Origin of the sequence: Pseudomonas sp. EA_65y_Pfl2_P78 (assembly GCF_963970495.1) — a bacterium.
Lineage (GTDB): Bacteria > Pseudomonadota > Gammaproteobacteria > Pseudomonadales > Pseudomonadaceae > Aquipseudomonas > Aquipseudomonas baetica_A.
In genome coordinates, this window is record NZ_CAXAON010000031.1 from 46,076 (window position 1) to 69,366 (window position 23,291).

Below are 23,291 nucleotides of genomic sequence, written 5' to 3' on the forward strand. Positions count from 1 at the left end.
ACCGCAGTCCCACGACTTTCCCTATAACAAAATGAGGACGGCACCATGAGCGCTTTAACCTTGAAAGTCGCAGTCAACCTGGTCAGTGAAGCCATCAGCGCAGGGCGAGGCATCAATGCCGCGCCGCTGACCATCGCGGTACTTGATGCCGGCGGTCATCTGGTCGCCCTGCAACGCGAAGACGGCGCCAGCCTGCTTCGCCCGCAAATCGCCATCGGCAAAGCCTGGGGCGCCATCGCGCTAGGTAAAGGCTCGCGCCTGCTGGCGCTGGACGCGCAACAACGGCCGGCCTTCATTGCCGCACTGAACAGCATGGGCCAGGGCAGCGTGGTGCCGGCACCGGGTGGTGTGTTGATTCGGGATCAGGCGGGGAACGTGCTCGGCGCGATCGGGATCAGCGGCGATCTGTCGGATATTGATGAGCAGGTGGCGATCAAAGCGGTGGAGGTGCTGGACTTGCGGGCGGATGCGGGGGTGGTTTCTTGATCTTTAGCGTCTGATTAACCGCTATCGCGAGCAGGCTCACTCCTACAGGATCGTGGTCAGGCACAAAATGTCTGAATGCCTCCGAGCCCTTATAGGAGTGAGCCTGCTCGCGATCGCGTCATCGCGGTGTCTCAGTCCGGTTCACACCCTTTGAGCACCAACCGAATAATCGTCTGCGCCGCCGCCTCATAATCCGCTTCGTCCAGCTTGTCCTTGCCGGTGACCGCAGAAATCTGCCAGTCGAAGTCGGCGTAGGTCTGGGTGGCAGCCCAGATACTGAACATCAGATGGTTGGGGTCGATCGGCGCGATCTGGCCGCGGTCGATCCAGGTCTGGATGCAGTTGATGTTGTGCTTGGCCTGGCCGTTGAGTTGCTCGACCAGGTCGGCGCTCAAATGCGGTGCGCCGTGCATGATTTCGCTGGCAAATACTTTGGACGCGAAGGGCAGGTCGCGGGAGATGCGGATCTTGGAGCGGATGTAGCCGCTCAGTACTTCGCTCGGTACGCCGTCCGCGTTGAACGGCGTCGACGCCTGCAGGATCGGCACGATGATGCTTTCCAGTACCTCGCGGTAGAGGTTTTCCTTGGATTTGAAGTAGTAGTAGACGTTGGGCTTGGGCAATCCCGCCTTGGCGGCGATGTCGCTGGTTTTGGTCGCTGCGAAGCCTTTGTCGGCAAACTCCTCGCTGGCGGCACGCAGGATCAGTTCTTTGTTGCGCTCGCGGATTGTGCTCATAAACCCGGTGGTTCCTTGCCTGTTCTGGCGGTGGCGCATGGTAGCACCGGCCTCGCGCAGCGCTCAAGAATGCCCCGTGTGCTCGGTGATGACCTGGCGCTCAATGCCCAGCAAGTCTGCGGCGTACATGCCGAGCGGGAAAGGTGGCTAAAGCTTCGTTCGTCAACAAGCTCTGGAAAGCCTTTAAAGGCTGAGCACGTTACCCCTGTGGGAGCGGGCTTGCTCGCGAAGGCGGCGTCTGAGTCAATGGACAGGTGACTGACACTCCCTTTTCGCGAGTAAGCTTGTTCCCACATTTGCCGGATGTGGCTCCCGTAAAAACGTTACTCGGCAATCTGCAACTTGCGCGACTCGGTGTACACGTAACGCACCTTTTCGTACTCGAACGGCGAGTTCAGTTGACCGTAGCGGAAACTGGTCTGATAGCGCTTGTCTACTGCGCGCAGGGCCCAGATCTCCGGATGGTTGGAGCTGACTTCTGACACGTTCAAGAAGTTGACCGCCGATTCGGCGCTGTAGTCCACGGCCAGACCTGCAGTGTCACGCAGGTTCGATGGGCCGAGGACCGGCAGCACAAAATAGGCGCCTCCCGGCACACCATAGAAACCCAGCGTCTGGCCGAAGTCTTCGCTCTGGCGTGGCAGGCCCATGGCGGTCGCCGGGTCCCACAGACCGGCGACGCCGATGGTGGTGTTGAACAACAGGCGTGCAGTCGTTTTCATGGAGCGCTCGCCCTTGAACTGCAACAGGCTGTTGATCAGGTTGGGTACGTCGCCCAGGTTGTTGAAAAAGTTGCTCACGCCGGTGCGCACGAAGCTCGGCGTGACGTAGCGATAACCGTCGACCACCGGCAAAAATACCCATTGATCGAAACGGTAGTTGAAGTGGTAAACGCGACGGTTCCACTCTTCCAGCGGGTCATACACGTTCAGCGCGTTGAGCGTGGAACGCTCGAATTCGCGTTGGTCCAGCCCCGGGTTGAATTTGAGTTTGGACAGCGGCTCCTTGAAACCGTCACTGTCGACCACCACCGGTGCATTGGCTTTGCTGTTATCGGCCTGGGCCATGCCTGCACAGAGGAGTGCTGCTATCAGCAGGAGATATTTAGCCACGGAAGAACTCCAGCATGGCGTCGCTGTTGACGCGGTAGTTAATGTTGCCGCAATGGCCGCCCAGTGGATAAACGGTCAGGCGATCGCCAAAGGTTTTGCGCAGGAAGCCCAGGTCGCCCGGGCCGAGGATCACGTCGTCGGCGTTGTGCATCACGGCGATTTTAGGGCTGTCGTGCAGGTAATCCTTGAGCGCATACAGACTGACCTGATCGATCAATTGCAACAGGCTGCCGCCATCGGTGCGCGCGCGCCACATCGGGATCACCTGTTCGGTCAGGTAGCAATCGAAGTCACATTGCAGTGCACGCTTGAGGAACGGCGTGAGGCTGGTGCCTTCGGTGATCGGGAATTTCGGCGGGGTGATCAGGCCGCGACGGTTGATCAGGTCCGAGGTGAAGGCAATATCGGCGGCCGAGAAACGGAACGAGGTGCCAATCAGCATCGCCATCTGTTCGTTGGTCAGGTGCTGTTTGGATTGCTGGAAGTCGTAGAGCAGGGCGTCGTTGAGGTCGATGTAACCTTTCTGCTGGAAGTAACGGGTCAATTTGCCCAGCACCAACTCATAGAACGTTGTGCTGTTGTTGATGCCTTTGACTTCGGTCTGTACCAGCCTGTCGAGGTTGGTGATCGAGGTGTAAAGGTTGACCGGCGGATTGAGCAGCAGGACTTTTTTGAAATTGAAGCTGCGGCGGGTTTCGTCCAGATGCGCGACGAACGCCGCATCAAGCGCACCGAGGCTGTAGCCGGTGAGGTAGTAGTCAGTGACCGGCAGTTTCGGATTTTGCGCCCGCACAGCCTGCATCACACGGTACATGTCCTCGGCGTCTTCCTTGGTCACGCCCGGTGTGGCGAAGCGCGACGCGGCGCTGATGAAGTCGAAGCTGGTCGGTGAGGACAACTGCACGACGTGATAGCCGGCCTTGTAATAGAGTTTTTTCAGGTATTCGTTGAGCGTGCTGTCATAACGCGCACCAGTGCCGGCAATCAGGAAGATCAGCGGTGCTGGTTTGTCCTGGGTGGCGATGCGGTAAGTGAGTTTTTTTACCGCCCAGAAATTGTCCGGCAGGATGAATGCCCGCTCCGGGCGCAAGGTGACGCTGCGGTCGGACTGATTGATGTCGTCGTCCAGTGGCAGTTCCGGGCGCAGGTCCGGCGGAGTCGTGGCGATGGTCGCCTCGAACGGGTTGGTCAGGGGGTAGCCATAACTGGCGGCGTCGATATCCGCCGCCAGTGCGGACGCACTCAAGATAAGGCCGCTGAACAGCGCGGCGAAGCGCAAGGAACGGAGCATGACTGGATCCCTTAGAGGAAGGTGCCGAATGAGGTTCGCAGGCTATGACCACCGGGGTTGTGCCAAAGTGCCATGGCGCGGCACCAAACAGGCAGAATTCGGAGTAATAGTAGCCGGACGATACACTTTGCATCGCGCGGATGAATAGTTAACTGTTGTTAGCGCTTGCGTATGCCGGGCGGCAGATTAAGCTGGCCGCCGATTTTTGTTGATTGGAGTCATTCATGTCCCGCCGCGTGCCCGTGATGCTGTTGCTCGTTCTGCTGCCGTTATGGCTCGCCGCCAGTTATGGCGCGCGATACGGCTTCATGGAGGATGGCAAATGGGTGGGCATCTGCGTAGATGAGGCCAGTCGCTGGGAGTGCCAGATGCGTTCCAGCCTGGGGCTGATGACTCACTTCAAGGTGTTGGGCTGGGCGGCGTTGGGTGCGGCATTGATCGGATTCGTGTTGCCGGGCAGGGCCGGGTGGTGGCTGGCGGTGCTGGCGCTGGTGTTCGGGCTGCCGGCGCTGGCGCTGTACAACACCACGTTGGCGGTGTTTGCGCTGGTGATTGCCGGGTTGCGCCTGGTCCGGCAATCTCGCGGCGTCTGACAATCAGTCATCGCGGGCAAGCCCGTTCCCACAGGGATTTGTGTGCAGTCAGGTCCAAATGTGGGGGCGGGCTTGCTCGCCAAGGGGCCGGCGCAGACGCTGAAGATCAGCGAGTGCGAACCCGCAAGCATCGCCACAATGCCGCCACCATCAAGCCGCTGACCAGTGCCCAGCCCAAGGCCTGCTGGTTCTGCAACCCCTCCTCGAACAACTGCGGTGCGATACCGGCCCCGATGATAAGGGCCAGCAAAGCAATCTCCCGACGCGGCACGCTGACCGGGCGGCACAGGTACACCAGCGCGGGCAGGATGAATGCCATGCTCGCAAAGCTGCGGTAACGCGCATCGAACACCATCTCCAGCATCATCACCGCGGCTGCAAAACCTGCTGTGGCCACCAGCCAGCCGGCGCGACGCTCCAGCAGATTGAAAGCACGTTCACGCCAGCCGGTACGCGCGCTCAATGTCAGCGCGGCATGCGCCAGTACTTTCAGATTCAGCGCTGTCAACAGTCCGACCCACAGCCATTCGCTGGCAAATCGCGTGGTGACCCGGGCCATATCGCCCCAGGCACCGATTGAGCACGCGGCGAGGGCGCCCAGCAGTGGCAATACCAGTGCTGAGCGAGTATTGCGAACGCGGCCGCCAAGGATCAGCGTACCGAGGAAAATCAAACCGCCAACGGCCAGCCATTCTTTCCAGTACGGTACATTCGTCACCGGCCCGGCGAGCATGCCCTTGTCCTGACGATCGGCATCGAACAGCCCCCAATACCCGCCCACCGCACCTTCGCTGCCGCGCTTCCATGGCTGGTCAAACGCTTCGATCAGGTTGTAATGCCAGCCTTCCTTCTCGGCCATCGCGACAAACCCGCGGATATATTTGGCTTCGTTTTCCCGGCTCGGCACGGCAGTCTTGCGTTGACGGCCTTCGCTTGGCCAACCCGTTTCGCCGATCATTATTTCTTTTGGTGCAAACATGCTGCCGAAACTGCGACGTATCGCGGCTACTTGCGACAAGGCCACGTCGACGTTCCATGGATGGTCTTCCCAGTACGGCAGCAAGTGGATCGTTATGAAGTCCACGGCAGGGGCGATGTCTGGATGCCTTTGCCAGAACTCCCAGACATCAGCGTAAGTCACCGGTTGTTTGATCTGGCCTTTGACCTTGTTGATCAGCTTCACCAGTTGCCCGCCGGTCACTTCTTTACGCAGCAACGCTTCGTTGCCGACGATCACCGCGCTGACCACGTCCGGGTTGGCGTTGGCGCAAGCAATCAGCAGGTCGACTTCCTTCTCGGTGTCCACCGGATTGCTGTTGACCCAGGCGCCGATCATCAATTTCAGGCCATGTTTGCGCGCCAGGTCGGGGAGTGCCTCGAGCCCTGCCATGGAATAGGTGCGCAGGCATTGAAACCGCGTCGCCAGCAGCGCAAGGTCGGCGTCCATGCGCTCCGGGCGCAGTTTCAGCGGCACGTCGAACGGCGACTGGTCTTTGTCGAACGGGGTGTAGGACGCGCATTGCAGTTTGTGCGTCGCGGTGGCGGCATCCGGCAGGATCACCGGTTTACCGAGTCCGTACCAGAAGCCGCACAGTGCAAACAGCCCCAGCAGGCAGGCGAAAAGATAGGGGAGAAAAGCAAAGCGCGAAGTCGCGAACATGGTCAGGCCGTGTGGCTGCAAAGCGACGCATGTTACCTGCATTTATATAGGGTTAGGGGCGCCCTTGGTTTTGACATGCAAAGTTCGGGCGGATTGTCTGGTGTCATCTATATATAGAGAAGGTTAATGGCCTTCTGATGTCGTTTCTCGTTGCCTTGAGGTCGCTGACAGAGCAGGTCGTCGAAGGCGTGGGGTTGATGATCAAAAGCGTCAGTGCTCCGCTGATGTTCGAACGAGTTTGCGGTCAGGCGTGATGGGGGCGCTGTGCACCATAACAATACGTTGACGATGCCCGGCATCCGTCGGGCTCAGCATTTCGGGGAAGTAACGATGAAGATGCGACGACTTTTAGGCGCAGGTGCCGCTCTGGTGCTTGCGATGAGTTCCACATTTGCCAGTGCTGAAAAACAGACCCTGAACATCGGATACGTTGACGGCTGGTCCGACAGCGTCGCGACCACTCATGTGGCCGCCGAAGTGATCAAGCAGAAGCTCGGCTACGACGTAAAACTGCAAGCCGTCGCCACCGGGATCATGTGGCAGGGCGTTGCCACCGGCAAACTCGACGCCATGCTCTCGGCCTGGCTGCCGGTCACCCACGGCGAATACTGGGCAAAAAACAAGGATCTGGTCGTCGATTACGGCCCGAACTTCAAGGATGCGAAAATCGGCCTGATCGTGCCGGAGTATGTGAAGGCCAAGTCGATCGAAGATCTGAAAACCGATGACAGCTTCAGAAATCGCATCGTCGGCATCGACGCCGGTTCAGGCGTGATGCTCAAGACCGATCAGGCCATCAAGGATTACGGTCTGGACAAATACAGTCTCAAGGCCAGTTCCGGCGCCGGCATGATCGCCGAGCTGACCCGTGCCGAGAAGAAAAAAGAATCCATCGCCGTCACCGGTTGGGTCCCGCACTGGATGTTCGCCAAGTGGAAACTGCGCTTCCTCGACGACCCGAAAGGCGTTTATGGCGCAGCTGAAACCGTGAACAGCATCGGCAGCAAAGAGCTGGATGCCAAGGCACCGGAAGTGGTCAAGTTCCTGAAGAACTTCCAGTGGGCGTCGAAAGACGAAATCGGCGAGGTCATGCTGGCGATTCAGGATGGTGCCAAACCTGAAACTGCGGCGAAAGATTGGGTCGCCAAGCATCCGGATCGTGTAGCTGAATGGACTAAATAAACACTTCACCGTCTAACCCTGTGGGAGCGGGCTTGCTTGCGAAAACGGTCTGTCAGTCGACTGATGTGTTGATTGACACGACGCTTTCGCGAGCAAGTCCGCTCCCACAGTTGTTTTGTGTGTACCTGAAATTGGCAAGTACGTCATGGCGTTATACTACTAAGGTCGTCTGGAACCTGGCTCGCAGCCGCATACAGTGAGTATTGTTCCAACAATAATCTGTGCTGCGAGGATAAAAACAATGAACGACAGCATTTACCTCTCGATTCAAAACAGCCCGCGTTTCAAGGAGCTGGTGCAGAAAAGGGAAAAGTTCGCCTGGATACTCTCGGCGATCATGCTCGGGCTCTACTCGGGATTCATTCTTCTGATCGCCTATGCGCCGCAAGAGCTCGGGGCGAAGCTCAGTCCTGAATCTTCGATCACCTGGGGCATCCCGATCGGTGTCGGGCTGATTGTCTCGGCTTTCGTCCTGACCGCTATCTACGTGCGCCGCGCCAATGGCGAGTTTGACGACCTGAACAATGCGATTCTCAAGGAGGCTCAGCAATGATCCGGCGTCTACTGGCTCTTTTGAGCATCGCAGCGTTCGCTCCGGCAGTCTGGGCCGCAGAAGCCTTGACCGGCGAAGTCCACAAACAACCGCTCAACGTTTCCGCGATCGCCATGTTCGTGGTGTTCGTCGGCGCGACCCTGTGCATCACCTACTGGGCGTCCAAGCGCAACAATTCGGCGGCCGACTACTACGCGGCGGGTGGCAAGATCACCGGTTTCCAGAACGGTCTGGCGATTGCTGGTGACTACATGTCGGCCGCGTCTTTCCTGGGGATTTCCGCGCTGGTGTTTGCCTCCGGCTACGATGGGTTGATCTACTCGATCGGCTTCCTGGTGGGCTGGCCGATCATTCTGTTCCTGATCGCCGAGCGTCTGCGTAACCTGGGTAAGTACACCTTTGCCGATGTGGCGTCCTATCGCCTCGGGCAAACCCAGATCCGCACCCTGTCTGCCTGCGGTTCGCTGGTGGTGGTGGCGTTCTACCTGATCGCGCAAATGGTCGGTGCCGGCAAGCTGATCCAGTTGCTGTTCGGTCTCGATTACTACGTTGCGGTGATTCTGGTCGGTATCCTGATGTGCATGTATGTGCTGTTCGGCGGCATGCTGGCGACCACTTGGGTGCAGATCATCAAGGCTGTGCTGTTGCTGTCCGGTGCTACTTTCATGGCGTTGATGGTCATGAAGCACGTCAACTTCGACTTCAACATGCTGTTCTCCGAGGCAATCAAGGTTCACCCCAAAGGTGAAGCGATCATGAGCCCTGGCGGCCTGGTGAAAGATCCGGTCTCGGCGTTTTCTCTCGCTTTGGCGCTGATGTTCGGTACCGCAGGCCTGCCGCATATCCTGATGCGTTTCTTCACCGTGAGTGACGCCAAGGAAGCGCGTAAGAGCGTGCTGTATGCGACCGGTTTCATTGGTTACTTCTACATCCTGACCTTCATCATCGGCTTCGGCGCGATTCTGCTGGTCAGCACCAACCCTGCGTTCAAAGATGCGGCGGGCGCTTTGCTCGGCGGCAACAACATGGCGGCGGTGCACCTGGCTAACGCGGTGGGTGGCAGTGTTTTCCTTGGCTTCATCTCGGCCGTGGCGTTTGCGACCATTCTGGCGGTTGTGGCGGGTCTGACCCTGGCCGGTGCTTCGGCGGTGTCGCATGACCTGTATGCCAGCGTGATCAAGAAGGGCAAGGCTAACGATAAGGACGAGATCCGCGTTTCGAAGATCACCACCATCGCACTGGGTGTTCTGGCCATCGGCCTGGGCATCCTGTTCGAAAGCCAGAACATCGCGTTCATGGTTGGCCTGGCGTTCTCCATCGCGGCGAGCTGTAACTTCCCGGTCCTGCTGCTTTCGATGTACTGGAAGAAGCTGACCACTCGCGGCGCGATGATCGGCGGCTGGCTGGGGCTGTTGAGTGCGGTAGGCCTGATGGTGCTTGGCCCGACCATCTGGGTGCAAATCCTGCATCACGAGAAGGCGATCTTCCCGTACGAGTACCCGGCGCTGTTCTCGATGGTCATTGCTTTTGTCGGGATCTGGTTCTTCTCGATCACCGACAAGTCGGCGGCGGCGGATAACGAGCGGGCGCTGTTCTTCCCGCAGTTTGTGCGTTCGCAGACGGGGTTGGGGGCGAGTGGGGCGGTTTCGCACTGATCGCTTGATGGTTGTATAGGTTGTGCTGAATGCCCCGGTTGAGAGATCGGGGCATTTTTTGTGGGCGTGTTGTCTGTTGATGGTGTGTTTATATCCGTTGCTGCGGTAACGGCTTCCAGGGCTGCGCCCTTACGGCGGGTCACGTTTGGAAACAGTGGCTCGCTGTAAGAGCGAAACCATAGGAGGCCGTTACCGCGGCAACGGATATGCCCCCCCCCAAAAAAAACCCCAGACAGACAAAAACGGCCTCTATATAAGAGGCCGTTCCCGGTGCAACTTCAAGACGTTATCGCAAGACAAGTCTTATTTGCGGTCTTCCAGCTTGGTGATGTCACGCGACTCGTAGCCGGTGTACAGCTGGCGCGGACGGCCGATCTTGTACGGGCTGGAGAGCATTTCTTTCCAGTGGGAGATCCAGCCGACAGTCCGCGCCAAAGCGAAGATCACGGTGAACATGCTGGTCGGAATGCCGATCGCCTTGAGGATGATCCCCGAGTAGAAGTCGACGTTCGGGTACAGAGAGCGTTCGATGAAGTACGGATCGGTCAGGGCGATCTCTTCCAGGCGCATGGCCAGTTCGAGTTGCGGATCGTTGGTGATGCCCAGTTCTTTCAGCACTTCGTCGCAGGTCTGCTTCATGACTGTTGCGCGTGGGTCGCGGTTTTTGTAAACCCGGTGACCGAAGCCCATCAGTTTGAACGGATCGTTCTTGTCCTTGGCCTTGGCGATGAATTTGTCGATGTTGGAAACATCGCCAATCTCGTCAAGCATGGTCAGAACGGCTTCGTTCGCACCGCCGTGAGCAGGGCCCCACAGTGCGGCGATACCGGCGGCGATACAGGCGAACGGGTTGGCACCCGAAGAGCCTGCCAGGCGTACGGTGGACGTCGATGCGTTCTGCTCGTGGTCGGCATGGAGGATGAAGATCTTGTCCATGGCGTTGGCGAGTACCGGGCTGATCGGTTTGATCTCGCACGGGGTGTTGAACATCATGTGCAGGAAGTTTTCCGCGTACGTCAGGTCGTTGCGCGGGTACATCATGGGTTGGCCCATGGAGTACTTGTAAACCATCGCTGCCAGGGTCGGCATCTTGGCAACCAGACGGATCGCGGAAATTTCGCGATGCTGCGGGTTATTGATGTCCAGGGAGTCGTGGTAGAAGGCCGAGAGGGCGCCGACTACACCGCACATGACGGCCATCGGGTGGGCGTCGCGACGGAAGCCGTTGAAGAAGGTTTTCAGCTGCTCGTGAACCATGGTGTGGTTTTTCACGGTGCTGACGAACTGGGCTTTCTGTTCTGTCGTCGGCAGTTCGCCGTTGAGCAGCAGATAGCAGGTTTCGAGGTAGTCCGACTTTGCAGCCAGCTGTTCGATCGGGTAGCCGCGGTGCAACAGAATGCCGTTGTCGCCGTCGATATAGGTAATCTTCGATTCGCACGAAGCGGTCGACATGAAACCCGGGTCGAAAGTGAAGCGGCCCGTGGCCGTCAGGCCCCGAACATCAATAACATCGGGACCAACGGTGCCGGTTAAAATGGGCAGCTCGACGGGGGCTGCGCCCTCGATGATCAACTGCGCTTTTTTGTCAGCCATGTGGCCTCCTATTTATGCTTGAACCATCAGACAGACCCCCCACGCAGGGCCCGCACCACTATAGTGAGATAAATTTGAATGTCAATTTGCCTAAAGTCTTGCTCCAGAAGGCTTTAAGTGCACTTTTTCCTCGAAATTGACTGCCATTTACGCCTTTTATGCAACTTGTGCAATCAGCTATTGGGGGTAGGTGATTGCGTTGTCATTAGTAGCCTAACTGTCTATACTCGGCCACCGACCGCCAAGGGCTTTTGGGCCTGCTTTATTGGGGGTCGCATCCCTGGGTGGTGGTTACCTGACCAGTGCACTCCCCAACAACTTTGCCCTGATTGTTAGGGGCTCTTCAGTGTGAAAAAAAAGCCGTGAAAAGCCAACGACCTGTAAACCTAGACCTAAGGACCATCAAACTCCCCATCACCGGCGTTACGTCGTTTCTTCACCGTGTTTCCGGCATCATTCTCTTCCTGGGCCTGGGCTTCATGCTTTATGCATTGGGCAAATCCCTGGGTTCCGAGGAAGGTTTCGCCGAGGTGAAGGCATGCTTGACCAGTCCGCTGGCCAAGTTCGTAGCATGGGGTCTGCTCTCCGCTCTTCTGTATCACCTGGTAGCCGGTGTGCGCCACTTGATTATGGATATGGGCATCGGTGAGACGCTGGAAGGCGGCCGCCTGGGCTCGAAAATTATCATCGCGGTTTCCGTGGTGTTGATCGTTCTGGCAGGAGTTTGGATATGGTAACCAGCGTTACGAACCTTTCGCGTTCGGGCCTCTATGACTGGATGGCGCAACGTGTGTCTGCGGTTGTTCTCGCGGCTTATTTCATTTTCCTGATCGGCTATCTCGCAGTGAATCCGGGCATTGGCTTTGACCAATGGCACGGCCTGTTCAGCCACAACGGGATGCGTATCTTCAGTCTGCTGGCACTGGTGGCTCTGGGCGCTCACGCCTGGGTCGGCATGTGGACCATCGCGACCGACTACCTGACGCCGATGGCGCTGGGCAAGTCCGCGACTGCAGTACGTTTCCTTTTCCAGGCAGTATGCGGCGTTGCAATGTTCGCCTACTTCGTCTGGGGTGTGCAGATTCTCTGGGGTATCTGATTCATGGCTAACATTCCAACGATTTCTTTCGACGCCATCATTATTGGTGGTGGCGGTGCCGGCATGCGCGCAGCGCTGCAACTGGCGCAAGGTGGTCACAAGACTGCCGTGATCACCAAGGTGTTCCCGACCCGTTCGCACACTGTATCCGCCCAAGGCGGCATCACCTGCGCGATCGCGTCCGCCGACCCGAACGATGACTGGCGCTGGCACATGTACGATACCGTCAAGGGCTCCGACTACATCGGTGACCAGGACGCTATCGAATACATGTGTCAGGAAGGCCCGGCCGCGGTTTTCGAACTGGACCACATGGGTCTGCCGTTCTCGCGTACCGAACAAGGCCGTATCTATCAGCGTCCGTTCGGCGGTCAGTCCAAGGACTACGGCAAGGGCGGACAGGCTGCACGGACTTGCGCAGCCTCCGACCGTACTGGCCACGCGCTGCTGCACACCCTTTATCAGGGCAACCTGAAAGCCGGTACCACGTTCCTGAACGAGTACTACGCTGTCGATCTGGTGAAAAACCAGGAAGGCGATTTCGTCGGTGTGATCGCAATCTGCATCGAAACTGGCGAAACCTCCTACATTCGCGCCAAAGCCACCGTGTTGGCGACCGGCGGTGCAGGCCGTATCTACGCTTCCACCACCAACGCCCTGATCAACACCGGTGACGGCGTCGGCATGGCTCTGCGTGCTGGTGTACCCGTGCAAGATATCGAAATGTGGCAGTTCCACCCGACCGGTATCGCCGGTGCCGGTGTACTGGTTACAGAAGGTTGCCGTGGTGAAGGTGGTTACCTGATCAACAAGCACGGCGAGCGTTTCATGGAGCGTTATGCTCCGAACGCCAAAGACCTTGCCGGTCGTGACGTGGTTGCTCGCTCGATGGTTAAAGAAATCATCGCCGGCAACGGTTGCGGTCCGAATGGCGACCACGTAATGCTCAAACTCGACCACTTGGGCGAGGAAGTGCTGCACAGCCGTCTGCCAGGCATTTGCGAGTTGTCGAAGACTTTTGCGCACGTTGATCCGGTTGTTGCTCCCGTTCCGGTTGTACCAACTTGCCACTATATGATGGGCGGCGTTCCCACCAACATTCATGGCCAGGCGATCACCCAGAACGACGAAGGCGTGGATCAGGTCATTCCTGGTCTGTTCGCGGTCGGTGAAGTGGCTTGCGTATCGGTTCATGGTGCCAACCGTCTGGGCGGCAACTCGTTGCTCGATCTGGTGGTATTCGGTCGCGCTGCCGGCCTGCACCTCGAGAAGGCACTGACCGATGGCATCGAATACGACGACGCTACCGAAGCCGATATCGAAGCGGCCCTGTCGCGCCTGAATTCACTGAACAACCGTACTGATGGCGAAGACGTGGCAACCCTGCGTCGCGAGCTGCAAAGCTGCATGCAGAACTACTTCGGTGTGTTCCGTACTGGCGAATACATGCAGAAAGGCATCGCGCAACTGGCCGACCTGCGTAAGCGTATCGCTAACGTGAAGATCAACGATAAGTCGCAGGCGTTCAACACTGCGCGTATCGAAGCGCTGGAACTGCAAAACCTGCTGGAAGTGGCTGAGGCGACTGCCATCGCTGCCGAAGTTCGTAAAGAGTCACGCGGCGCGCACGCCCGTGAAGACTTCGAAGATCGTGACGACGAAAACTGGCTGTGCCACACCCTGTACTTCCCGGGTGACAAGCGCGTCACCAAGCGTGCTGTTAACTTCTCGCCGAAGACTGTTCCGACTTTCGAACCTAAAGTCCGGACTTATTAAGGGTGGCCGCCATGTTGCAAGTCAGTGTTTATCGCTACAACCCTGATCAGGACGCTGCGCCGTTCATGCAGGAATTCCAGGTCGATACCGGTGGTAAAGACCTGATGGTGCTGGACGTGCTGGCCCTGATCAAAGAGCAGGACGAGGGCTTCTCCTATCGTCGCTCCTGCCGTGAAGGTGTCTGTGGCTCCGATGGCATGAACATCAACGGCAAAAACGGTCTGGCGTGCATCACGCCGCTGTCTGCCGTTGTGAAAGGTAACAAGTTGATTGTTCGTCCGTTGCCAGGTTTGCCGGTTATCCGTGACTTGGTCGTCGATATGAGCATCTTCTACAAGCAATACGAGAAGGTGAAGCCTTACCTGCAGAACGACACGCCGGCTCCGGCCATCGAGCGTCTGCAGTCGCCAGAAGAGCGTGAAAAGCTCGACGGTCTGTACGAGTGCATCCTGTGTGCTTGCTGCTCGACCTCTTGCCCGTCCTTCTGGTGGAATCCGGACAAGTTCCTGGGTCCTGCTGCTCTGCTGCAAGCCTACCGCTTCCTGGCAGACAGCCGTGACACCAAGACCAGCGAACGTCTGGCTTCGCTCGATGACCCGTTCAGCGTATTCCGCTGCCGGGGCATCATGAACTGCGTCAACGTATGTCCCAAAGGCCTGAACCCGACTAAGGCCATCGGTCACATCCGTAACATGCTGCTTTCGAGCGGCGTGTGATTCAGCTGCTGTAACCGCTGCACCGTAGAGGCTGTGGCGCGGGCTTCAACCCGCGTCATGGCTATAACCAGAGCAGCAGCCATAAGCTGCGGCTCTTATTTTGAAGAAATGAGACAAGCAGGGGCATCCGGGCTGGTACCCGGACTATCAGCGTGATCCTAAGTGGCTTGTTTTGGTCGCTGCATTCGGACTTCTGCAAGTTTGCTCGGTATTGGCGCCGATGGTGTTCCCCTAACCGAGGGTGACCAAGCATGCAAGAAAGCGTGATGCAGCGCATGTGGAACAGCGCCTACCTTTCAGGTGGAAACGCTGCCTATGTGGAAGAGCTTTATGAGCTCTACCTGCACGACCCTAACGCTGTGCCAGAAGAGTGGCGCACCTACTTTCAGAAGTTGCCTGCCGACGGCAACTCTGCCACTGATGTTTCGCACTCCACAATTCGCGATCATTTCGTGCTGCTGGCAAAGAACCAGCGCCGCGCCCAACCGGTTTCCGCCGGCAGCGTGAGCAGTGAGCACGAGAAGAAGCAAGTTGAAGTGCTGCGATTGATCCAGGCCTACCGTATGCGTGGCCACCAGGCAGCCCAGCTTGACCCGCTGGGACTGTGGCAGCGTCCTGCACCTGCAGACCTGTCGATCAATCATTACGGCTTGACCAATGCCGATCTTGATACGACCTTCCGTGCCGGCGACCTGTTCATCGGCAAAGAGGAAGCGAGCCTACGCGAAATTCACGAAGCGTTGCAGCAGACATATTGCCGCACCATCGGCGCTGAATTTACGCATATCACCGATTCCGAGCAGCGCCAGTGGTTCCAGCAGCGTCTGGAAAGCGTGCGTGGTCGTCCGACATACTCCGCCGACATCAAGAGCCACCTGCTTGAGCGCGTGACAGCCGGTGAAGGCCTGGAAAAATACCTGGGCACCAAATACCCGGGCACCAAGCGTTTCGGTCTGGAAGGCGGCGAAAGCCTGATTCCGATGCTCGACGAACTGATCCAGCGTTCCGGTTCCTACGGCACCAAGGAAGTCGTCATCGGCATGGCTCACCGTGGTCGTCTGAACGTACTGGTCAACACCTTCGGCAAGAACCCGCGCGAGCTGTTCGACGAGTTCGAAGGCAAGAAGAAGGTCGAGTTGGGTTCCGGTGACGTTAAATATCACCAGGGCTTCTCGTCCAACGTAATGACCACCGGTGGTGAAGTTCACCTGGCCATGGCGTTCAACCCGTCCCACCTGGAAATCGTTTCCCCGGTGGTAGAAGGTTCGGTTCGTGCCCGTCAGGATCGTCGTAACGATTCGACCGGCGAGAAGGTTCTGCCGATCTCCATCCACGGTGACGCTGCATTCGCAGGTCAAGGTGTGGTCATGGAAACCTTCCAGATGTCGCAGACCCGCGGTTTCAAAACCGGCGGTACTGTTCACATCGTGATCAACAACCAGGTGGGTTTCACCATCAGCAACCCGCTGGACTCGCGTTCCACCGAGTACGCCACCGACGTTGCGAAAATGATTCAGGCGCCGATTCTCCATGTGAATGGTGATGATCCGGAAGCCGTGTTGTTCGTGACCCAGTTGGCCATCGACTACCGCATGCAGTTCAAGCGTGACGTAGTGATCGATCTGGTCTGCTACCGTCGTCGCGGCCACAACGAGGCCGACGAGCCAAGCGGCACCCAGCCTCTGATGTATCAGCAGATCACCAAACAGCGTACCACTCGTGAGCTGTACGCCGATCGTCTGACTCAGGACGGTACTCTTGATGCAGAGCGTGTTCAGGCGAAGGTCGACGAATACCGCAACGCGCTGGACAACGGTCTGCACGTAGTGAAATCGCTGGTCAAAGAGCCGAACAAAGAGTTGTTCGTGGACTGGCGTCCGTATCTGGGCCACGCCTGGACTGCACGTCACGACACCCGTTTCGATCTGAAAACCCTGCAGGAACTGTCCGCCAAGCTGCTGGAAATTCCGGAAGGCTTCGTGGTTCAGCGTCAGGTTGCGAAGATCTACGAAGACCGTCAGAAGATGCAAGCCGGCGGCCTGCCAATCAACTGGGGTTACGCCGAAACCATGGCGTACGCGACCCTGGCGTTTGAAGGTCACCCGATTCGCATGACCGGTCAGGACATCGGCCGCGGTACGTTCTCGCACCGTCACGCTGTTCTGCACAATCAGAAAGACGCGGGCACCTACATTCCGCTGCAGAACCTGTACGACGGTCAGCCACGCTTTGACCTGTACGACTCTTTCCTGTCGGAAGAAGCGGTGCTGGCCTTCGAATACGGTTACTCGACCACCACGCCAAACGCGCTGGTGATCTGGGAAGCCCAGTTCGGCGACTTCGCCAACGGTGCGCAGGTTGTTATCGACCAGTTCATCACCAGCGGCGAGCACAAGTGGGGCCGTCTCTGCGGTCTGACCATGTTGCTGCCACACGGTTATGAAGGTCAGGGCCCTGAGCACAGTTCGGCACGTCTTGAGCGTTACCTGCAGCTATGCGCCGAGCACAACATTCAGGTGTGCGTGCCGACCACTCCGGCGCAGATCTACCACTTGCTGCGTCGTCAGGTGATCCGCCCGCTGCGCAAACCACTGGTAGTTTTGACTCCGAAGTCGCTGCTGCGCCACAAGCTGGCCATCTCGACGCTGGAAGACCTGGCCGAAGGTTCGTTCCAGACCGTGATCCCGGAAATCGATGCTCAAGATCCGAAAAAGGTCGAGCGCATTGTTCTGTGTAGCGGCAAGGTCTACTACGACCTGCTGGAAAAACGCCGTGCCGAAGGCCGTGACGATATCGCTGTCGTGCGTATCGAGCAGCTGTACCCATTCCCTGAGGACGACTTGAACGAAGTTCTGGCTCCGTACACCAACCTCAAACATATCGTTTGGTGTCAGGAAGAGCCGATGAACCAGGGTGCCTGGTACTGCAGCCAGCACCACATGCGCCGCATCGTTAGCAATCACAACAAGTCTCTCGTACTTGAGTACGCGGGCCGTGATGCTTCTGCTGCACCTGCTTGTGGTTATGCATCGATGCACGCCGAGCAGCAGGAAAAACTGCTGCAAGACGCGTTTACCGTTTAACGCCTTCGCGCACCTGAAACCGAATTTAAGGAACTACAGATAATGGCTATCGAGATCAAAGCCCCCACTTTCCCGGAATCGGTTGCCGATGGCACCGTTGCCACCTGGCACAAACAACCGGGCGACGCTGTCAAGCGCGACGACCTGATCGTTGACATCGAAACCGACAAAGTCGTACTGGAAGTGCTGGCTACTGCTGATGGCGTGCTGGGCGCAATCGTCAAGAACGAAGGCGACACCGTTCTGTCCGACGAAGTCCTGGGCTCCATCGAAGCGGGCGGCGCTGCGGCCGCTGCTCCAGCCGCCGCTGCTGCTCCGGCCGCTGCTGCCGTTGCCCCGGCTGCCGCCGAAGGCGAAGACGATCCTGTTGCTGCTCCGGCTGCTCGCAAGCTGGCTGAAGAAAACGGCATCAACATCGCTTCCGTTGCCGGCACCGGCAAGGGCGGTCGTGTGACCAAGGAAGACGTGGTTGCTGCTGTTGCTGCCAAGAAAGCCGCTCCGGCTGCCGCGCCTGCCAAGGCTGCTGCTCCTTCGGCCGCCGCTCCTGTGTTCGCCGCTGGCGACCGCATCGAGAAGCGCGTACCGATGACCCGCGTTCGCGCCACTGTGGCCAAGCGTCTGGTTGAAGCTCAATCGAACATGGCAATGCTGACCACTTTCAACGAAGTCGACATGACCGAAGTCATGGCGCTGCGTTCCAAGTACAAGGATCTGTTCGAGAAGTCCCACAACGGCGTACGCCTGGGCTTCATGTCTTTCTTCGTGAAGGCGGCCACCGAAGCACTGAAGCGCTTCCCGGCTGTGAACGCGTCGATCGACGGCGGCGACATCGTTTATCACGGCTACGCTGACATCGGCGTTGCCGTTTCCAGCGACCGCGGCCTGGTTGTACCGGTCCTGCGTAACGCCGAGCTGATGAGCCTGGCTGAAATCGAAGGTGGTATCGCCACTTTCGGCAAGAAGGCCCGTGACGGCAAACTGTCGATGGACGAGATGACCGGTGGTACCTTCACCATCACCAACGGTGGTACCTTCGGTTCGATGATGTCGACCCCGATCGTCAACCCGCCGCAGGCAGCTATTCTGGGCATGCACAACATCATCCAGCGTCCTATGGCCATCAATGGTCAGGTCGTTATCCGTCCGATGATGTACCTGGCATTGTCCTACGATCACCGTCTGATCGATGGCAAAGAAGCTGTGACCTTCCTGGTGACCATCAAGAACCTGCTGGAAGATCCGGCTCGTCTGTTGCTGGATATCTGATAGAAGCAGCTGCAAGCTTCGAGCAGCAAGCCGCAAGAAAGGGCGGCTTGGCTTGAAGCTTGTGGCTTGAAGCTTTTCGCTAAAGAGGATTTTTTGAATGTCGCAGAAATTTGACGTAGTAGTGATTGGTGCTGGCCCTGGTGGCTATGTGGCTGCCATCAAGGCCGCACAACTGGGTCTGAGCACTGCCTGCATCGAGAAGTACACCGACGCCGAAGGCAAGCAAGCCCTGGGCGGTACCTGCCTGAACGTCGGCTGCATTCCTTCCAAGGCGCTGCTGGACAGCTCCTGGAAATACAAGGAAGCGAAAGAAAGCTTCAACGTTCACGGTATCTCGACCGGCGAAGTCAAAATGGACGTCGCTGCGATGGTTGGCCGCAAGGCTGGCATCGTCAAGAACCTGACCGGCGGCGTTGCCACTCTGTTCAAGGCCAATGGCGTTACTTCGATCCAGGGCCACGGCAAGCTGTTGGCTGGCAAGAAAGTCGAAGTCACCAAGCCGGACGGTTCGGTTGAAGTCATCGAAGCTGAAAACGTCATTCTGGCGCCAGGTTCGCGTCCGATCGACATTCCACCGGCTCCGGTTGATCAGAACGTCATCGTCGATTCGACAGGTGCGCTGGAATTCCAATCCGTGCCTAAGCGTCTGGGCGTGATCGGCGCTGGCGTGATCGGTCTGGAACTGGGTTCGGTATGGTCGCGTCTGGGTGCAGAAGTGACTGTCCTGGAAGCCCTGGACACCTTCCTGATGGCAGCGGACACCGCGGTTTCCAAGGAAGCGCTGAAAACCCTGACCAAGCAGGGTCTGGACATCAAACTGGGTGCTCGCGTGACCGGTTCGAAAGTGAACGGCGACGAAGTCGTTGTTAACTACACCGATGCCAACGGCGAACAGACCATCACTTTCGACAAGCTGATCGTAGCCGTTGGTCGCCGTCCGGTGACCACTGATCTGCTGGCTGCCGACAGCGGCGTGACCCTGGACGAGCGCGGTTTCGTGCACGTTGATGATCAATGCGCGACCACCGTACCGGGCGTTTTCGCCATCGGCGACGTGGTTCGCGGCATGATGCTGGCTCACAAAGCCTCGGAAGAGGGCATCATGGTTGTCGAGCGCATCAAAGGTCACAAGGCTCAGATCAACTATGACCTGATCCCTTCGGTTATTTATACTCACCCGGAAATCGCGTGGGTTGGCAAAACCGAGCAGGCATTGAAAGCTGAAGGCGTTGAAGTTAACGTTGGCACCTTCCCGTTCGCCGCTTCCGGCCGTGCCATGGCCGCCAACGATACCGGTGGTTTCGTCAAGGTCATCGCCGATGCCAAGACTGACCGCGTATTGGGCGTGCACGTGATTGGCCCGAGCGCTGCAGAGCTGGTTCAGCAGGGCGCGATCGGTATGGAGTTCGGCACCAGTGCTGAAGACCTGGGCATGATGGTTTTCTCCCATCCGACCCTGTCTGAAGCCTTGCACGAAGCTGCTCTGGCTGTGAATGGCGGCGCCATCCACATTGCCAACCGCAAGAAGCGTTAACAGACAATAAGAAACCACGGCGGTAACGGCCCGTCGTGAGCCTTGCGAGCAAGTCTCACCGCGGAATGTCCGCTGGACGCAGTCTTGCGTAGCTCAGCTACGCAAGCAGCAGTCACAGGTGGCGCGGCACTCATCAAGAGCGCAGCGCCGAATGCGCAGTACCTAACGAAGACGGTAAAAAGCATGAATCTTCACGAGTATCAGGGTAAGCAGCTGTTCGCTGAATACGGCCTGCCAGTTTCCACTGGTTACGCAGTAGACACCCCGGAAGCAGCAGCAGAAGCTTGCGACAAAATCGGCGGCAACGAGTGGGTTGTCAAAGCCCAGGTTCACGCCGGTGGTCGCGGTAAAGCGGGCGGCGTTAAGCTGGTTCGCAGCAAAGAAGACGCCAAAGCCTTCGCACAGCAGTGGCTGGGCAAGCGTCTGGTGACTTACCAGACTGACGCCAATGGCCAGCCAGTCACCAAGATCCTGGTTGAATCGTGCACTGATATCGCTAAAGAGCTGTACCTGGGCGCTGTCGTTGACCGTTCGAGCCGTCGCATCGTGTTCATGGCTTCCACCGAAGGTGGCGTGGACATCGAGAAAATCGCTCACGACACTCCAGAAAAAATTCTGAAAGCCACTATCGATCCACTGGTTGGCGCTCAGCCATTCCAGGGGCGCGAGCTGGCATTCCAGTTGGGTCTGGAAGGCAAGCAGGTTGCTCAGTTCGCCAAGATCTTCGTAGGTCTGGCCAAACTGTTCAAGGATCACGACCTGGCTCTGCTGGAAGTGAACCCGCTGGTGATCAAGGCTGACGGCGATCTGCACTGCCTGGACGCCAAGATCAACATCGACGCCAACGCCATGTACCGTCAGCCTAAGCTGAAGACTTTCCACGATCCGTCGCAAGACGATCCGCGCGAAGCGCACGCCGCCAAGTTCGAACTGAACTACGTAGCACTGGAAGGCAACATCGGCTGCATGGTCAACGGTGCCGGTCTGGCCATGGGTACCATGGACATCGTCAACCTGCATGGCGGCAAGCCAGCCAACTTCCTCGACGTAGGTGGTGGCGCTACCAAAGAACGCGTGACCGAAGCGTTCAAGATCATCCTGTCCGACACTAACGTCGCTGCAGTGCTGGTCAACATCTTCGGCGGCATCGTTCGCTGCGACATGATTGCCGAAGGCATCATCGGCGCTGTGAAAGAAGTCGGCGTGAAAATCCCGGTTGTTGTTCGCCTTGAAGGCAACAACGCTGAGCTGGGCGCTAAAGTACTGGCAGAAAGCGGTTTGAACATCATCGCTGCTACCAGCCTGACCGACGCTGCTCAACAAGTTGTCAAAGCTGCGGAGGGCAAATAATGAGCGTCCTGATCAATAAAGACACCAAAGTTATCTGCCAGGGTATTACCGGTTCGCAAGGTAGTTTCCACACCCAGCAAGCCATCGAATACGGCACCAAGATGGTTGGTGGCGTAACTCCGGGCAAAGGCGGCACCGAGCACCTGGGTCTGCCAGTGTTCAACACCGTTAAAGACGCCGTAGCTGCCACTGGCGCTACCGCCAGCGTGATCTACGTTCCGGCTCCTTTCTGCAAAGATTCGATCCTGGAAGCTGCTTTCGGCGGTATCAAGCTGATCGTCTGCATCACCGAAGGCATTCCTACCCTGGACATGCTGGACGCTAAAGTTAAGTGCGACGAACTGGGCGTAGTCCTGATCGGCCCTAACTGCCCAGGCGTGATCACCCCAGGCGAATGCAAGATCGGCATCATGCCAGGTCACATTCACTTGCCAGGCAAGGTCGGTATCGTTTCCCGTTCCGGCACCCTGACCTACGAAGCTGTGAAGCAGACCACTGACGCCGGTTTCGGTCAGTCGACTTGCGTCGGCATCGGTGGTGACCCGATCCCGGGTTCGAACTTCATCGACATCCTGAAGCTGTTCCAGGAAGACCCGAAGACCGAAGCGATCGTGATGATCGGTGAGATCGGCGGTTCGGCTGAAGAAGAAGCGGCTGCCTACATCAAGGCACACGTGACCAAGCCGGTTGTTTCCTACATCGCTGGTGTGACTGCTCCTCCGGGCAAGCGCATGGGTCATGCTGGCGCAATCATCTCTGGCGGCAAAGGCACTGCAGACGAGAAATTCGCTGCTCTGCAAGACGCAGGCGTTAAAACCGTGCGTTCGCTGGCAGACATCGGCAAGGCCCTGGCCGAGCTGACTGGTTGGGTTGTCAAGTAAGCCTCGCGCTTAGCTGACGCTTCACCAAACAAAGGCCACCTCCGGGTGGCCTTTGTCGTTGTGCGCCAGGCATGGCGCGTTGCGCGTAAGCGCAACCAGCTTGGCTGTGGTGGCCTCGCTGGTGACTTGGAGGTGAAAGTCCTCTACACACCCGGCAAGGGGAAGTGTTAGCCAGAGGCAAGGGTGTCGCGGGTGACCGCGAATCTGAAGGAAGCCCGAGGCGAAATGCTGGCCTGACGAACAGAAAGCGGATCAGGCGGCGTAGCGGGGTCAGGTGGCAATGCTCATCAAAGCCCAATACTTGCACGGAGCGCTACGACGTAAATTCGACAGGCATAAGCAGGAAGGTCGCGCGAATTACCCTGGGAGATCTGCACGTTTGCCGCTGTGCTACCGAGCGTCGAGAGGCGACGGGATGAACGTGCAGAAGTCAGCCGAGGCCGTAGTAAGTGGCGGTTAACCGCGCCACCAAGGGCCGAACAAGTTATGCCGCCAGTAGGCGTCAAAGTCTCGTTGAATACCGAAATGCAGAAATTTCTCCCAGAGAAGACTGTTACTCCGAGTCCCGGACAGAATCCGAGGATGACGACTGACAGCGCACAGGTATCAGCGGCGTCTGTGACGGGGACGAACGCGGAGCCGGGCACGTTGATGGCGCGGGTGCTCGCACCCGCCAACCTCAAGCGTGCGTATCAACGCGTAGTCAGCAACAAGGGGGCGCCGG

19 protein-coding genes and 1 pseudogene are annotated in these 23,291 nt (G+C 58.0%); 15 read left to right on the forward strand and 5 right to left on the reverse strand.

Features of this window, described 5'->3' with window-relative positions:
* The first annotated feature begins 45 nt into the window (after positions 1–45).
* Complete coding sequence (locus AACY02_RS21160; protein ID WP_339433626.1) at positions 46–486, forward strand: GlcG/HbpS family heme-binding protein; 441 nt, start codon at positions 46–48, stop codon at positions 484–486.
* 131 nt (positions 487–617) lie between these two features.
* Here AACY02_RS21160 and AACY02_RS21165 read toward each other — a convergent pair whose 3' ends face one another.
* From AACY02_RS21165 to AACY02_RS21175, 3 genes are all read right to left on the reverse strand, one after another.
* A complete protein-coding gene (locus AACY02_RS21165; RefSeq protein ID WP_221731929.1) occupies positions 618–1,223 on the reverse strand; it encodes a TetR/AcrR family transcriptional regulator in 606 nt (201 codons plus the stop codon).
* A 323-nt stretch (positions 1,224–1,546) separates the two neighbouring features.
* The gene (locus tag AACY02_RS21170) at positions 1,547–2,335 is read right to left on the reverse strand and encodes an MlaA family lipoprotein (RefSeq protein WP_339433627.1); all 789 of its coding nucleotides are present in this window, start codon (positions 2,333–2,335) and stop codon (positions 1,547–1,549) included.
* Positions 2,328–3,626, reverse strand: coding sequence for a serine/threonine protein kinase (locus tag AACY02_RS21175; RefSeq protein WP_339433628.1), 1,299 nt, complete (start codon positions 3,624–3,626; stop codon positions 2,328–2,330). The genes AACY02_RS21170 and AACY02_RS21175 overlap by 8 nt, the downstream gene beginning before the upstream one ends.
* Before the next feature lie 224 nt (positions 3,627–3,850).
* Between AACY02_RS21175 and AACY02_RS21180 the strand changes: the two genes are divergently transcribed.
* The gene (locus AACY02_RS21180) at positions 3,851–4,219 is read left to right on the forward strand and encodes a hypothetical protein (RefSeq protein WP_339433629.1); all 369 of its coding nucleotides are present in this window, start codon (positions 3,851–3,853) and stop codon (positions 4,217–4,219) included.
* A gap of 106 nt (positions 4,220–4,325) precedes the next feature.
* Here the strand turns inward: AACY02_RS21180 and AACY02_RS21185 are convergent, their stop codons facing one another.
* On the reverse strand, positions 4,326–5,921 hold the full coding sequence (locus AACY02_RS21185) for a glycoside hydrolase family 17 protein (RefSeq protein WP_339433630.1): 1,596 nt from the start codon (positions 5,919–5,921) through the stop codon (positions 4,326–4,328).
* 288 nt (positions 5,922–6,209) lie between these two features.
* Between AACY02_RS21185 and AACY02_RS21190 the strand changes: the two genes are divergently transcribed.
* From AACY02_RS21190 to AACY02_RS21200, 3 genes are all read left to right on the forward strand, one after another.
* A complete protein-coding gene (locus tag AACY02_RS21190) occupies positions 6,210–7,061 on the forward strand; it encodes a glycine betaine ABC transporter substrate-binding protein (protein WP_339433631.1) in 852 nt (283 codons plus the stop codon).
* 241 nt (positions 7,062–7,302) lie between these two features.
* Positions 7,303–7,614, forward strand: a complete 312-nt coding sequence (locus AACY02_RS21195) for a DUF485 domain-containing protein (RefSeq protein WP_339433632.1) — start codon at positions 7,303–7,305, stop codon at positions 7,612–7,614.
* Positions 7,611–9,269 carry a cation acetate symporter gene (locus AACY02_RS21200; protein WP_339433633.1) on the forward strand — a complete coding sequence of 553 codons (1,659 nt, stop codon included), beginning with the start codon at positions 7,611–7,613 and terminating at the stop codon, positions 9,267–9,269. The genes AACY02_RS21195 and AACY02_RS21200 overlap by 4 nt, the downstream gene beginning before the upstream one ends.
* A 303-nt stretch (positions 9,270–9,572) precedes the next feature.
* Here the strand turns inward: AACY02_RS21200 and gltA are convergent, their stop codons facing one another.
* A complete protein-coding gene (gene gltA, locus AACY02_RS21205; RefSeq protein ID WP_221732168.1) occupies positions 9,573–10,862 on the reverse strand; it encodes a citrate synthase in 1,290 nt (429 codons plus the stop codon).
* 362 nt (positions 10,863–11,224) lie between these two features.
* Between gltA and sdhC the strand changes: the two genes are divergently transcribed.
* From sdhC to AACY02_RS21255, 10 genes and pseudogenes are all read left to right on the forward strand, one after another.
* The gene (gene sdhC / locus AACY02_RS21210; RefSeq protein ID WP_015096190.1) at positions 11,225–11,599 is read left to right on the forward strand and encodes a succinate dehydrogenase, cytochrome b556 subunit; all 375 of its coding nucleotides are present in this window, start codon (positions 11,225–11,227) and stop codon (positions 11,597–11,599) included.
* Positions 11,593–11,961 carry a succinate dehydrogenase, hydrophobic membrane anchor protein gene (gene sdhD / locus AACY02_RS21215; protein ID WP_221732169.1) on the forward strand — a complete coding sequence of 123 codons (369 nt, stop codon included), beginning with the start codon at positions 11,593–11,595 and terminating at the stop codon, positions 11,959–11,961. Before sdhC ends, sdhD begins: the two co-directional genes overlap by 7 nt.
* A gap of 3 nt (positions 11,962–11,964) precedes the next feature.
* Complete coding sequence (gene sdhA, locus AACY02_RS21220; RefSeq protein ID WP_339433634.1) at positions 11,965–13,737, forward strand: succinate dehydrogenase flavoprotein subunit; 1,773 nt, start codon at positions 11,965–11,967, stop codon at positions 13,735–13,737.
* An 11-nt stretch (positions 13,738–13,748) separates the two neighbouring features.
* On the forward strand, positions 13,749–14,453 hold the full coding sequence (locus tag AACY02_RS21225) for a succinate dehydrogenase iron-sulfur subunit (protein WP_003223007.1): 705 nt from the start codon (positions 13,749–13,751) through the stop codon (positions 14,451–14,453).
* A 251-nt stretch (positions 14,454–14,704) separates the two neighbouring features.
* Complete coding sequence (locus AACY02_RS21230) at positions 14,705–17,536, forward strand: 2-oxoglutarate dehydrogenase E1 component (RefSeq protein ID WP_339433635.1); 2,832 nt, start codon at positions 14,705–14,707, stop codon at positions 17,534–17,536.
* A 42-nt stretch (positions 17,537–17,578) separates the two neighbouring features.
* On the forward strand, positions 17,579–18,802 hold the full coding sequence (odhB, locus tag AACY02_RS21235; protein ID WP_339433636.1) for a 2-oxoglutarate dehydrogenase complex dihydrolipoyllysine-residue succinyltransferase: 1,224 nt from the start codon (positions 17,579–17,581) through the stop codon (positions 18,800–18,802).
* A 97-nt stretch (positions 18,803–18,899) separates the two neighbouring features.
* On the forward strand, positions 18,900–20,336 hold the full coding sequence (gene lpdA, locus AACY02_RS21240; RefSeq protein ID WP_339433637.1) for a dihydrolipoyl dehydrogenase: 1,437 nt from the start codon (positions 18,900–18,902) through the stop codon (positions 20,334–20,336).
* A 183-nt stretch (positions 20,337–20,519) separates the two neighbouring features.
* Complete coding sequence (gene sucC / locus AACY02_RS21245; RefSeq protein ID WP_085732277.1) at positions 20,520–21,686, forward strand: ADP-forming succinate--CoA ligase subunit beta; 1,167 nt, start codon at positions 20,520–20,522, stop codon at positions 21,684–21,686.
* Positions 21,686–22,567 carry a succinate--CoA ligase subunit alpha gene (gene sucD / locus AACY02_RS21250; RefSeq protein ID WP_339433638.1) on the forward strand — a complete coding sequence of 294 codons (882 nt, stop codon included), beginning with the start codon at positions 21,686–21,688 and terminating at the stop codon, positions 22,565–22,567. The genes sucC and sucD overlap by 1 nt, the downstream gene beginning before the upstream one ends.
* A gap of 486 nt (positions 22,568–23,053) precedes the next feature.
* Positions 23,054–23,291 (forward strand): annotated as a pseudogene (locus tag AACY02_RS21255) (group II intron reverse transcriptase/maturase); the annotation flags it as partial.

What these genes read in the sequence shown, in the direction of transcription:
- AACY02_RS21190 (WP_339433631.1), top strand. Translation starts at nt 6,210, where the DNA reads ATGAAGATGCGACGACTTTTAGGCGCAGGTGCCGCTCTGGTGCTTGCG.
- AACY02_RS21225 (WP_003223007.1), top strand. Translation starts at nt 13,749, where the DNA reads ATGTTGCAAGTCAGTGTTTATCGCTACAACCCTGATCAGGACGCTGCG.
- AACY02_RS21230 (WP_339433635.1), top strand. Translation starts at nt 14,705, where the DNA reads ATGCAAGAAAGCGTGATGCAGCGCATGTGGAACAGCGCCTACCTTTCA.
- AACY02_RS21195 (WP_339433632.1), top strand. Translation starts at nt 7,303, where the DNA reads ATGAACGACAGCATTTACCTCTCGATTCAAAACAGCCCGCGTTTCAAG.
- AACY02_RS21185 (WP_339433630.1), bottom strand. Translation starts at nt 5,921, where the DNA reads ATGCAGGTAACATGCGTCGCTTTGCAGCCACACGGCCTGACCATGTTC.
- lpdA (WP_339433637.1), top strand. Translation starts at nt 18,900, where the DNA reads ATGTCGCAGAAATTTGACGTAGTAGTGATTGGTGCTGGCCCTGGTGGC.
- AACY02_RS21165 (WP_221731929.1), bottom strand. Translation starts at nt 1,223, where the DNA reads ATGAGCACAATCCGCGAGCGCAACAAAGAACTGATCCTGCGTGCCGCC.
- gltA (WP_221732168.1), bottom strand. Translation starts at nt 10,862, where the DNA reads ATGGCTGACAAAAAAGCGCAGTTGATCATCGAGGGCGCAGCCCCCGTC.
- AACY02_RS21200 (WP_339433633.1), top strand. Translation starts at nt 7,611, where the DNA reads ATGATCCGGCGTCTACTGGCTCTTTTGAGCATCGCAGCGTTCGCTCCG.
- sdhD (WP_221732169.1), top strand. Translation starts at nt 11,593, where the DNA reads ATGGTAACCAGCGTTACGAACCTTTCGCGTTCGGGCCTCTATGACTGG.
- sucC (WP_085732277.1), top strand. Translation starts at nt 20,520, where the DNA reads ATGAATCTTCACGAGTATCAGGGTAAGCAGCTGTTCGCTGAATACGGC.
- AACY02_RS21180 (WP_339433629.1), top strand. Translation starts at nt 3,851, where the DNA reads ATGTCCCGCCGCGTGCCCGTGATGCTGTTGCTCGTTCTGCTGCCGTTA.
- sucD (WP_339433638.1), top strand. Translation starts at nt 21,686, where the DNA reads ATGAGCGTCCTGATCAATAAAGACACCAAAGTTATCTGCCAGGGTATT.
- AACY02_RS21175 (WP_339433628.1), bottom strand. Translation starts at nt 3,626, where the DNA reads ATGCTCCGTTCCTTGCGCTTCGCCGCGCTGTTCAGCGGCCTTATCTTG.
- odhB (WP_339433636.1), top strand. Translation starts at nt 17,579, where the DNA reads ATGGCTATCGAGATCAAAGCCCCCACTTTCCCGGAATCGGTTGCCGAT.
- AACY02_RS21160 (WP_339433626.1), top strand. Translation starts at nt 46, where the DNA reads ATGAGCGCTTTAACCTTGAAAGTCGCAGTCAACCTGGTCAGTGAAGCC.
- sdhA (WP_339433634.1), top strand. Translation starts at nt 11,965, where the DNA reads ATGGCTAACATTCCAACGATTTCTTTCGACGCCATCATTATTGGTGGT.